The following is a 12,238-nucleotide window of genomic DNA, read 5'->3' as shown; positions in this document are numbered from 1 at the left end:
CCCGTGAGGCTTGACCCTATAACACCCAAGCAATTTGTGAACTTGAGCCTGAGGGCCAGAGAGCAGATTGCGGGGTGTGAAGACGAAACGAACCGAAAGTTTGTGCTGATTCGCATCGAAAATACCTGATCACATACCCGATTTGCTGAAGCGCGGCCGATGGCCACGACTCGGTACCCGAATTTCTTGACGACCATAGAGCATTGGAACCACCTGATCCCATCCCGAACTCAGCAGTGAAACGATGCATCGCCGATGGTAGTGTGGGGTTTCCCCATGTGAGAGTAGGTCATCGTCAAGATTGAATTCCGAAACCCCTATCTGCTCAGCAGATAGGGGTTTTGTTTTTTATGCGCGAAACTTTGAGCGGGCCAGAGGTGCTAAAGTCCCGCTTTCGTTTTGAATTTTCCAAGGAAGTCGGCATGCCGGACGCGACGTCACTCAACCCTGCCTTCATGGTTGTCCAGAGCAACAGCCCTGAAGAACTGCGCAGCCTAGTGATCAACGTGATGCGGCGTTACCCCTTGGGTCCCCTTGAGAATGAAATCGCCCTGGTCCAGAGCAACGGTATCGCCCAGTGGCTGAAACTGGCCCTGGCCGAAGACGCCGAGGCCGACGATTTGGGAGGCTGCGGCATCGCCGCCGCCATCGATGTGCAATTGCCCGGTACCTTCATGTGGCAGCTCTACCGCATGGTCCTGGGCCGTGATGAGATCCCGGCCAAGTCGCTGCTCGACAAAGACCCGCTGACCTGGCGGCTGATGCGCCTGCTACCGGAACTGATTGATCAGCCGCACTTCGAACCACTGCAACGTTTCCTGACCCATGACAGCGACCTGCGCAAACGCTACCAGTTGGCTGAGCGCTTGGCCGACCTATTCGACCAGTACCAGGTCTATCGAGCCGACTGGCTGGAGGACTGGGCTCGTGGGAGCCACCAGTTGCGCGGTGGTCGCGGTGAAATCAAGCCGCTGAGTCCGGCCAACTGCTGGCAGGCCGAACTCTGGCGTGCACTGTTGCTGGATGTTGGCAGCGCCGGAATGGCCCAGAGTCGAGCGGGTGTACACCAGCGCTTTATCGAGCGCATCAACACCCTGACAGTCGCACCGGCGGGCTTGCCTGCACGGGTTATCGTCTTTGGCATTTCGTCATTGCCGGCCCAGACTCTCGAAGCCCTCGCCGGCCTGGCTCGTTTCAGTCAGGTGCTGCTCTGCGTCCACAACCCGTGTCGTCACCACTGGGCTGATATCGTCGCCGACAAGGATCTGCTGCGTAACCAATACAAGCGTCAGTCGCGTAAAGCCAGCATGCCGCTCGCTCTTGACCCCGAGACATTGCATCAGCATGCACACCCGCTACTGGCTGCCTGGGGCAAACAGGGCCGCGACTACATCAACTTGCTCGACAGCTACGATGATCCGAACAGCTACCGAGCGGCCTTTCGCGATGGTCGTATCGACCTGTTCAGCGAGAACATGCCCACGACCCTGCTGAACCAATTGCAGGACGATATCCTCGAACTGCGTCCTCTGGGCGAAACCCGCGAACTGTGGCCAGCCGTCGAACTCGGACAGGACCGCTCGATCCGTTTTGAGATCGCTCACAGCGCCCAGCGCGAAGTGGAAATCCTCCACGACCAGTTGCTCGACCGCTTCAGCGCCAATCCCGACCTGCGGCCTCGTGACGTGATTGTCATGGTCCCGGATATCGACAGTTACGCCCCGCTTATCCGTGCGGTCTTCGGCCAGCTCGAACGCAACGACCCGCGCTTTATCCCGTTCACCCTGGCCGACCAGGGCCAGCGCGGTCGCGATCCTTTGCTGATTGCCGTCGAGCATCTGTTGAAACTGCCGGATAGTCGCTTCCCGGTCAGCGAAATTCTCGATCTGCTGGACGTTCCCGCCTTGCGCGCCCGCTTCAATATCGACGAGCGCGACCTGCCGACCCTGCACCGCTGGATCGAAGGCGCCGGCATTCGCTGGGGGTTGAACGCCCGGCAACGAGCCGACCTCGGTCTGCCCGGCGAGCTGGAACAGAACAGTTGGCGTTTCGGCTCGCGACGCATGCTGCTGGGCTATGCGGTCGGCAGTGGCGACGGTTGCGAAGGTATCGAACCCTACGACGAGATTGGCGGTCTCGATGCCGCGTTGATCGGCCCGTTGATCGCGCTGCTCGATGCCCTGGAAATCGCCCACCGGGAATTCTCCGAACCCGCTCGCCCACAACAGTGGGGTGAGCGCTTGCAGGCGTTGATCCAGTTATTCTTTCAGGCCGGCACCGAGCATGACGATTATCTCCTGATCCAGCTCGAACAGTTGCGTGCCACTTGGCTGGAAACCTGCGAAGCCGTTGAGCTACGAGAGGAACTGCCGCTGACCGTGGTGCGCGAAGCCTGGCTGGCCGGCCTCGATCAGGGGCGCCTGTCCCAGCGTTTCCTCACCGGCGCGGTGAACTTCTGCACGCTGATGCCGATGCGAGCGATTCCCTTCAAGCTGGTCTGCTTGCTCGGTATGAACGACGGCGATTATCCTCGGGCCCAGCCGCCGCTGGATTTCGACCTGATGGGCAGCGACTACCGTCCCGGCGATCGGTCGCGACGCGAAGACGATCGTTACCTGCTGCTCGAAGCCCTGCTCTCGGCCCGGGAACAGTTGTATATCAGTTGGATCGGTCGCAGCATTCGCGATAACAGCGAGCGCCCGGCCTCGGTGCTGATCGGCCAACTGCGTGACCATATCGCCAGCGGCTGGCGCCTGCCCGACGCAAACGGCGAGCATCTGTTGGCGGCCCTGACCCAGGAACACCCACTGCAGCCGTTCAGTGCCCGCTATTTCCTCGACGACGACAGCCGCCTGTTCAGCTATGCCCGGGAATGGCAGCCGCTGCATGAGCCGCGAGGCCCCGGCCAGACTATCGGCGAACTGGCCGACTACCACCAGGAAGAACCGCTGACCCTGGCGCAACTGCAAGACTTCCTGCGCAACCCGGTACGACACTTCTTCAGCCAGCGTTTGAAAGTGTTCTTCGAGTCAGCCCAAGCACCGCTGGCCGACGAAGAGCCCTTTGTCCTCGATGCGCTGCAACGCTACAACCTCAGCGACAGCCTGCTGGGCGCGGCCCTGATGCATGCGGACCATCCCGAGCAGGCGCTGTGGCGGCAAGCCCGGCGCCTGCAAGGCAGCGGCCTGCTGCCGATGGCTGGCTTCGGCGAACTGCTGCAACACGAGTTGATCGAGCCGCTGCCCGAGCTGCTGCAACGCTACCAACAGTTGCTGATGCTGTGGCCGAGTCCAGTGACCCGCTCGGTACCGGTGAGTGTCGATACCAGCGGTGTGCGCCTCGAAGGCTGGCTCGCCGGTTTGCACCAGCGCGGCGATGGCGGCTACCTGGCCGTTACCACCATTGCCAACAGCATCGGTTCGCTCAAGACGCGCAAATGGCACCGCCTGACCAAGCCCTGGATCGAGCATCTGGTGGCCTGTGCCTGTGATTTGTCGATGACCACGGCTCTGGTTGCCAGTGACGATACCCTGCTGTTGCCGCCGTTCGAAGCGGAGCGGGCCGAAGCCATTCTCGGCGAGCTCTTGCTGGCTTGGCGGGCAGGCATGCGGCGCCCGCTGCCGGTGGCGGTGAAGAGCGCCTTCGCCTGGCTGTCGCAGCCTGACCCGCGCAAGGCCGACGCCGCCGCGCGTAAGGTCTATGACGGCGACGGTATCAACAGCGCGGGTGAGCGCCGTGAAAGCGCCGCCCTGGCCCGGCAGTTCGCCGACTACGACGCACTGATCGCCAGCGAGGAGTTCGAAGGTTGGTGCGAGACCCTCTATCGACCACTGCTCGAAGCGCCCTGGCGCTCGCTGGCGATCGAGGAGGCACGCCCATGACCGCTATCAAGACGCCGCTGGCCCTGGCCTTTCCGTTGCGCGGCAGCCAGTTGATCGAGGCGAGTGCCGGCACCGGCAAGACCTTTACCATCTCCGCCCTGTACCTGCGGCTGGTGCTCGGCCATGGTGGCGAAGCGACCGGTTTCGGGCGCGAGCTGCTGCCACCGCAAATCCTTGTGGTGACCTTTACCGATGCCGCCACCCAGGAGCTGCGCGACCGCATCCGCACCCGCCTCGCCGAAGCTGCGCGGTTCTTCCGTGACGAGACGCCGGCACCGGACGATCTGATCGGGCAATTGCGCGCTCAATACCCAACCGAGCAATGGCCCGCCTGTGCCAACCGTCTGGACATCGCCGCACAATGGATGGACGAAGCGGCCGTCTCGACTATTCACGGCTGGTGCCAGCGCATGCTGCGCGAACATGCCTTCGACAGCGGCAGCCTGTTTACCCAGACCCTGGAAACCGACCACAGCGACCTGCTCGGCGAAGTGCTGCGCGATTACTGGCGGCTCTATTGCTACAAGATGCAGGGCGAGGCGCTGAACTGGGTACGCGCCAACTGGGTCGGCCCGGTGGCCTTGTTGCCCAGGGTCAGGGCCCTGCTTGGTAGGGAAAGATCCACCAGTGCACGACAGGATGACCCCGAGCCTGGCGAACTGATCGATGCCTGCCTGGAGGAACGTCGCGCCGCTTTGGTGCAGCTCAAGGCACCGTGGAAACAATGGGCCGCGCAATTGCGCGAGATCTGCCGGCAAGGCGTGGCGAACAAAACGGTTGATGGTCGCAAGATGCAGGCGCGCTACTTCGAACCTTGGTTCGACAAGCTCAGCGCCTGGGCCGAAGACGAAACCCTGGAACAACTGGACATCGGCACTGGCTTCAGTCGCCTGACCGCCGATGGCCTGGCCGAAGCCTGGAAAGGCGAAGCCCCACGGCATCCCGGCCTTGACGCCATGTCCGGTCTGCAAGCCCGTCTCGAGGCCTTGCCGACTCCCGACGCCGCCGTGCTGGAACATGCTGCCTGTTGGGTCGGTGCCCGTTTCGAGGACGAGAAGCGCCGCCGCGCCGAAATGGGTTTCGACGATATGCTGCTGCGTCTCGACGCCGCGTTGCAGGCCGAAGGCGGCGAACGTTTGGCGAACCTGATCCGCGAACAGTTCCCGGTGGCCCTGATCGACGAGTTCCAGGACACCGATCCCGTGCAGTACCGGATCTTCGAAAGCATCTATCGCATCGAAGACAACCACCCCGACGCTGGCCTGTTTCTTATCGGCGACCCCAAGCAGGCGATCTACGCCTTCCGTGGCGCCGATATCTACACCTACCTGCGCGCCCGCCTCGCCACTCGCGGTCGCCTGCATACCTTGGGCACCAACTTCCGCTCCAGCCAGGCGATGGTCGATTCGGTCAACCATGTTTTCGCGCGGGCCGAGCAGCGTGAGCGGGGACGCGCTGCGTTCCTGTTTCGCGACGGCGAGCAGAACCCGGTGCCGTTCCTGTCGGTGGCCGCCCAAGGCCGCAAGGACGTATTCGAGATCGATGGGCAGCCACCGCCGGCACTGCATCTCTGGCACCTGGCCTCCGAGCAGCCGGTATCTGGCGCGGCCTATCGCCAACAACTGGCGGCGACTTGTGCCAGTGAAATCGTCGGTCTGCTCAATGGTGGGCAACAGGGCCGCATCGGCTTCAACCGTGATGGCGAGTTCAAGGGCGTGTTGCCATCCGATATCGCCATCCTGGTCCGTGACGGCAAGGAAGCGCAGGCGGTGCGCGGCGAACTTGCCGCTCGCGGTGTGCGCAGTGTCTACCTGTCGGATAAGGACTCGGTCTTCGCCGCCCAAGAAGCCCACGACCTGCTGGCCTGGCTCAGGGCCTGCGCCGAGCCGGATGTCGAACGTTCGCTACGGGCGGCACTGGCCTGTATCACCTTGAACCTGCCATTGGCCGAGCTGGAGCGACTGAACCAGGACGAACTGGCCTGGGAAGCGCGGGTCATGCAGTTTCGCGGTTATCGAACGCTGTGGCGGACCCAGGGTGTGCTGCCGATGTTGCGTCGTTTGTTCCATGACTTTCAATTGCCCAAGGCACTGATTGCCCGCAGCGATGGCGAGCGGGTGCTGACCAATCTGTTGCATCTGTCCGAGTTGCTGCAACAGGCCGCTGGCGAGCTGGATGGCGAGCAGGCGCTGATCCGTCATCTGAGCGACCACCTGGCACTGTCCGGCCCGGCCGGCGAAGAGCAGATTCTGCGTCTGGAAAGCGACGAGCAACTGGTCAAGGTGGTGACTATCCACAAGTCCAAGGGCCTGGAATACCCCTTGGTGTTCCTGCCCTTTATCTGTTCGGTCAAACCGGTGGACGGTAGCCGGCTGCCGCTGCATTACCACGACGGCGAGGGGCGGGCCCAGGTCAGCCTCAAGCCTACCGCCGAACTGATCGCCCAGGCCGACGACGAGCGCCTGGCCGAGGATCTGCGCCTGCTCTACGTGGCCCTGACCCGGGCGCAGCACGTTTGTTGGCTGGGTGTTGCCGACTTGAAGCGAGGCAATAACAACAGCTCGGTGCTGCACCTGTCGGCCCTCGGTTATCTGCTGGGCGGCGGCGACGTACTGGGCGAGTCCACTGGCCTGGTTCGCTGGTTGGAGGCGTTGCGCCAGGACTGTCCGAGCCTGGCCTGCGAGCAACTACCCGTTGCCACCGATGCGCCGTTCCAGCCGCCGCGCAACCCGGCGAACTTGCGCGAGCCCCTGCTGCCCAAACGTCGTGCCTCGGAGCATTGGTGGATTGCCTCCTACAGTGCCCTGCGCATCGGCAATCAGTTCAGTGCCGAGCGCGACGAAGCGCCGGAAAGCCCCCAGGCACAGAAACTCTTCGACGATGAGCACCTGGACCCGGATGCTCCCCGCGAAGTTGCCACCGGCGGCGGCGATATCCATCGTTTCCCCCGTGGTCCGAATCCCGGCACTTTTCTCCATGGCTTGCTGGAGTGGGCCGGCAGCGAGCGCTTCACGGCTGATCGTGGGGTTATCGAAAAAGCACTGGCGCCACGCTGCAACCTGCGGGGCTGGAAAGGCTGGATCGAGACCCTCGTCGATTGGCTTGCACATCTGCTGCAAGTGCCGTTTCGCCTCGGTAACGACCAGCCTGCGGTGGTTCTCTGGGACCTGGACAACTATCAGGTCGAGATGGAGTTCTGGTTCGCCAGCCACAAGGTCGATGTGCATCAGGTCGACGAACTGGTGCGTCGCCACACCCACGGCGGCGTGACGCGGGCGGCGGCGGAGCCGGTGTTGCTCAACGGCATGTTCAAGGGCTTTATCGACCTGACCTTCGAGCACCAGGGGCGTTATTACGTGGCCGACTACAAGTCTAACTGGCTGGGCGCCGACGACGCCGCCTATACCGAGCGCGCCATGGCCGCGTCGATCCTGGAAAACCGCTACGACCTGCAATACGTGCTCTACCTGCTGGCCCTGCATCGCCAGCTCAAGGCTCGTCTCGTCGATTATGACTATGACCGGCATATGGGCGGCGCGCTCTATCTGTTCTTGCGCGGCAGCCGCTCGCCGAGTCAGGGCGCGTATTTCGTCCGGCCACCGCGGGAGCTGATCGAGCACCTGGACCTGTTGTTTCAGGGCAAACCCGTCGCGAAATCCGAGCCCGCCTGGGAGCAGGGGAGTCTGCTATGAAACGTACTTTTGCCCAATTGCTGCCGACGGCGCTGAGCGATGCCAGCCTGGCCGAACTGGCGCCACTGAGCCGCGTGGAAGACCTGCTGCTGTTGCTCGAACGCTGGCTCGAACGGGGCTGGGTACGAGCACTGGACAAGGCCTTCGTAGCCTTTCTCCATGAGCTCGATCCGAGTGGTGAGCCGCTAGTGCTACTGGCGGCAGCCCTGACCAGCCACCAACTCGGCCACGGACATGTTTGCCTCGATCTGTTCGAAACCCTGAAAGAGCCGGACTTCGCCCTATCATTACCCCCGGAAGGCGATGTGCAGAGTGGTGCGATGCTACTGCCGTCGCAACTGCTGGAGGCCCTGGACGGTGAAGCCTGGTGCCGGGCCTTGCAGGCCAGCCCGTTGGTGGCGTTGGCCGCCGATCATGGCGTCGAGACCGGGCAGCGGCCACTGGTCTTGAGTGGCCGACGCCTGTACCTGCGACGTTATTGGAGCTATGAGCGGCGTATCGACAACGCCTTGCGCCAGCGCCTCGCCGAACACGAAGCAACGCCCGACGATCTACACCGGCGCCTGAGTGAACTGTTCGGCGCGGCAGGCGCAAGCGAGCGCATCGACTGGCAGAAGTTGGCCTGCGCCCTGGCAACCCGTGGCGCCTTCAGCATCATCACTGGCGGTCCCGGCACCGGCAAGACCACCACCGTGGTGCGTCTGCTGGCGTTGCTTCAAGCCCCGGCGGTAGAGGCCGGGAAACCGCTGCGCATTCGCCTCGCCGCGCCGACCGGCAAAGCGGCGGCGCGCCTGACCGAGTCCATCAGTGCCCAGGTGCGTTCGTTGCGCGTCGATGAAGCGGTGCGTGCCCGAATCCCCAGCGAAGTGACCACCGTGCACCGGCTGCTGGGCAGTCGTCCCGGTACCCGGCACTTTCGCCATCACGCTGGCAATCGCCTGCCGTTGGATGTGTTGGTGGTGGATGAAGCCTCGATGATCGACCTGGAAATGATGGCTAATCTACTGGACGCCTTGCCGGAGCATGCGCGGCTAGTGCTGCTGGGGGACAAGGACCAATTGGCCTCGGTAGAAGCGGGTGCGGTGCTCGGCGACCTGTGCCGCGATGCTGAAGAGGGCTGGTACGGCGCGCAGACCCGCCATTGGCTGCAAGCGGTCAGCGGCGAGGACCTGAGCGGCAGTGGCTTGCGCGAAGACCTCGATCACTCCCATCCGTTGGCCCAGCAAGTGGTGATGTTGCGCCACTCGCGGCGCTTTGGTGAAGGCAGTGGCATCGGCCAGTTGTCGCGTCTGGTCAACCAGCAGGCGGCTGATGAGGCCCGGGCCTTGTTGGCGGCGGGCAGTCATGACGATCTGTTTGCATTGGCTCTCAAGGGCGAGCAGGACCGCAAGTTCGAGACGCTGGTGCTCGACGGCCAAGGTGTCGAACGCAAGGGCTATCGGCACTACCTCGGGGTGATGCACGGTCAACGCCCGGTGGCGGGGGTCGATCTTGATGACCCGTGTTGGTCGGAGTGGGCCAGCGCCGTGTTGCAATCCTTCGACGAGTTCCAGTTGCTCTGCGCCGTGCGCAAGGGACCTTGGGGGGTCGAAAGCCTGAATCAGCGCATCACTGGCGCGCTGTTCGCCCGACGCCTGATCGACAGCGACCAGCACTGGTACGAAGGTAGACCGGTGCTGATGACCCGCAACGACTACGGCCTGGGCTTGATGAACGGCGATATTGGCATCGCCTTGCGCCTGCCGGAGCGCGGGGGGCCGACGGCAGGCCAGCAAGTGCTGCGCGTAGCGTTCCCGCGTAACGATGGCCGGGGCGGAGTGCGTTTTGTCCTGCCGAGCCGGCTGAACGACGTGGAAACCGTCTACGCCATGACTGTGCACAAATCCCAGGGCTCGGAGTTCGCGCATACCGCCCTGATCCTGCCGCAGGTGCTGAACCCTGTGCTGACCAAGGAGCTGATCTACACCGGAATCACCCGGGCCAAGGGCTGGTTCAGCCTGATCGAATCCCGTGATGGTGTGTTCGAGGAGGCGGTGCGGCGCAAGGTCAAACGGTTGAGCGGGTTGATGCTTGAGCTGGGGTAACTGTACAAGCGATTAGTTCGCAGGGGCATCCGTGGCGCCGGGGCGTGACAGCCCACGGACATAGAGAAGAATAGATGCCCTCAAATCCATATTTCAGAGGTTTATGAACCCGTTAGCCTGCGATCTACTGCTTCGGTTTAACGCTGGTTAGCCAGTGATATGCTATCGTTGCGGCTTTATTCCTACGTTGTTTTAAGAGAATTCCTGCATGGGCTTGGCGGTCTGGGCGACTGGAAGATTGTTTGGTTGGAAACAGTTAGGAATGTCCGCCGTGCTCTGGTTGTTCTCGCACATGAGCATTGCCCAGGACACCGTCTTGTCTGGCACCGCCGACCGGCGTGCCGAGGCCGTGACCCAGGTGGTGCTCGGCATCCTCAGTTATGCGCGCTGGCCAGTCGAGCCCGCGCAACTGCAGTTATGCATCATTGGCCCCACCGAATACACCGACGACCTGATCAAGGGCACCACTCAGGTCACTGGCCGACCGGTGCTGGTTCGGCGCTTGATGGTTGATAGCATTGCCGTCGCCAGCACTTGTGACGCGGTGTATATCGGCAAACTGACCCGCGACGAACGCAACCACCTGTTCAGCACCCTCGATGGCCATGTCGTGCTGAGCATCAGCGAAGGCGGCGATCAATGCACGGTCGGTAGCCTGTTCTGCCTGCGCGTGGCGGACAACCAGGTGTCGTTCGAGGTCAACCTGGACTCAGTGGCCCGCAGCGGTGTACGCATTCATCCCAGCGTCCTGCAACTATTCCGCCGCCGGGCCGTGCAGCCATGATCGGCCTGCACGAACCTGAAAGCCGCCGCAGCCTACGTTCGGTGGTGGGGAGTGGGCACCTGATGGCCGCGCTGGCGGCAGTCGGCTTGGTCAGCGTATCCCTGACCTTTCTCGGTGTGCTGGCGCTAAGAGTCTATGCCGACCATAACCTGCACCTGATCGCCCGCTCTATCAGCTACACCGTCGAAGCGGCGGTGGTGTTCAACGACAGTAGCGCCGCAGCCGAAGCCCTCGACGTGATCGCCATGACCGAAGAAGTGGCCGATGCCCAGGTATTCACCGTTAGTGGCCAGAGCCTGGCCCATTGGCGGCGACCGGAGACCGGCCTGATGTCGCGGGTGGAAATGCAGTTGGCTAGCAGCCTGCTCGAACAACCTATCGAGCTGCCGATCTTGCACCGGGACCGCGAGATCGGCGTTGTACGCCTGACCGGTCATGGTGGCAGTCTCCTGCGTTTCTTGCTCAGCGGCCTGGCGGGAATTCTGGTCTGTAGTGTGTTGGCCGGCTGGCTGGGGCTGTATCTGGCACGTCGGCTGTTGCGCGGGATCACCGAGCCACTGCGCAGCCTGGCGGAAGTGGCCCACGCGGCTCGTAGCGAGCGGGCCTTCGACCGCCGCGTGCCGCCGGCGCAGATTGCCGAGCTGGACAACCTCGGCACCGACTTCAATGCCTTGCTCGATGAACTGGAAGCGTGGCAAACCCACATCCAGAGTGAGAACGAATCCCTCGCGCATCAAGCCAGCCATGACAGCCTGACCGGCCTGCCCAACCGGGCGTTTTTCGAGGGGCGGCTAATGCGCGCCTTACGCAATGGTGCCAAGCAGGGCGAACGGGTCGGCGTACTCTTTCTCGACAGCGACCGTTTCAAGGAAATCAACGACAACTTCGGCCATGCGGCGGGCGACGCGGTGCTGGTGGCCGTAGCCACACGGGTACGTGCGCAGTTGCGCGAGGAGGACCTGGTGGCCCGTCTGGGCGGTGACGAATTCGCCGTGCTGCTGACGCCGCTGCACAAGATCGAAGACGCTGAGCGGATTGCCGACAAGATCATCGCCAGCATGGAAATACCGATTGCGGTGCCTGGCCAGGCGCAAATCTTTAGCTCCCTCAGTATTGGCATCGCCGTCTATCCCGAGCATGGTGCCACGCCCGGTACTTTGCTCAATGCCGCCGACGCCGCGATGTACCAGGCAAAGCGCCTTTCCCGAGGTGGTCAACACACTGCGGAGTCGGAGCACCCCGTAGCCTCTGTACCGGTCAGGAGTTGAACCGTTGTCCACATTGATCCAATGTTCTCTACGATTTTTCGGCATGGTCCTGTTCACCGCATTGCTGGCTCTGGCCGGCTGCCAGACCGCCCCGCAAAAAGGCCCGAACCCGGCGCAGATTGCCGTTCTCAAGCTGCAGGGTTTTGAACTGACGGATGAAGGCTGGGCCTTCGGCCTGTCGGGCAAGGTGTTGTTTGGCCGTGACTTGGGAGTGCTGAACCGGGAAAGCCACGATATCGTCGAACGCATCGCCAAGGCTTTGATCAGCGTGGATATCCAGCGTGTGCGAATTGACGGTCACACCGATGCGTCGGGCCAGGAGGCCTACAACCAACAGCTCTCCGTGCGGCGCGCCAACAGCGTGGCGACAGTGTTGGCGCAGACTGGCATGAAGCAGGAAAACATCGAGACTCGTGGCCTGGGCAGCCGCCAGCCGGTGGCCTTCAACGATACGGCGGCCGGGCGCACGGAGAATCGCCGGGTGTCGATCGTGGTGATTGTTGACTGAGTGTCCCAGTAACCGCGGGTT

6 protein-coding genes and 1 rRNA gene are annotated in these 12,238 nt (G+C 62.8%); all 7 read left to right on the top strand.

All coding sequences use genetic code 11. The annotated features are described in order from the left end of the window. Positions 1–185: 185 nt before the first annotated feature. Positions 186–301, top strand: a 5S ribosomal RNA gene (rrf, locus tag BMX68_RS12745). Positions 302–422: 121 nt separating this feature from the next. Beyond that, positions 423–3,881, top strand: coding sequence for an exodeoxyribonuclease V subunit gamma (gene recC / locus BMX68_RS12740; RefSeq protein ID WP_026013316.1), 3,459 nt, complete (start codon positions 423–425; stop codon positions 3,879–3,881). Then, positions 3,878–7,573 (top strand): exodeoxyribonuclease V subunit beta, encoded by a 3,696-nt coding sequence (gene recB / locus BMX68_RS12735; protein ID WP_017133228.1) that lies wholly within the window; start codon positions 3,878–3,880, stop codon positions 7,571–7,573. Before recC ends, recB begins: the two co-directional genes overlap by 4 nt. Next, positions 7,570–9,657, top strand: a complete 2,088-nt coding sequence (gene recD / locus BMX68_RS12730) for an exodeoxyribonuclease V subunit alpha (protein WP_017133227.1) — start codon at positions 7,570–7,572, stop codon at positions 9,655–9,657. The genes recB and recD overlap by 4 nt, the downstream gene beginning before the upstream one ends. Before the next feature lie 262 nt (positions 9,658–9,919). Beyond that, positions 9,920–10,441, top strand: a complete 522-nt coding sequence (gene yfiR, locus BMX68_RS12725; protein WP_017133226.1) for a regulatory sequestration protein YfiR — start codon at positions 9,920–9,922, stop codon at positions 10,439–10,441. Continuing rightward, complete coding sequence (gene dgcN, locus BMX68_RS12720) at positions 10,438–11,709, top strand: diguanylate cyclase DgcN/YfiN (RefSeq protein ID WP_017133225.1); 1,272 nt, start codon at positions 10,438–10,440, stop codon at positions 11,707–11,709. Before yfiR ends, dgcN begins: the two co-directional genes overlap by 4 nt. A 4-nt stretch (positions 11,710–11,713) precedes the next feature. Further along, a complete protein-coding gene (gene yfiB, locus BMX68_RS12715) occupies positions 11,714–12,217 on the top strand; it encodes an outer membrane lipoprotein YfiB (RefSeq protein ID WP_482211624.1) in 504 nt (167 codons plus the stop codon). The last annotated feature ends 21 nt before the right edge of the window (positions 12,218–12,238 follow it).

The sequence above is a fragment of the Pseudomonas agarici genome (assembly GCF_900109755.1).
In the GTDB taxonomy this organism is placed as follows: domain Bacteria; phylum Pseudomonadota; class Gammaproteobacteria; order Pseudomonadales; family Pseudomonadaceae; genus Aquipseudomonas; species Aquipseudomonas agarici.
This window is presented reverse-complemented; position numbering and strand designations above follow the sequence as displayed.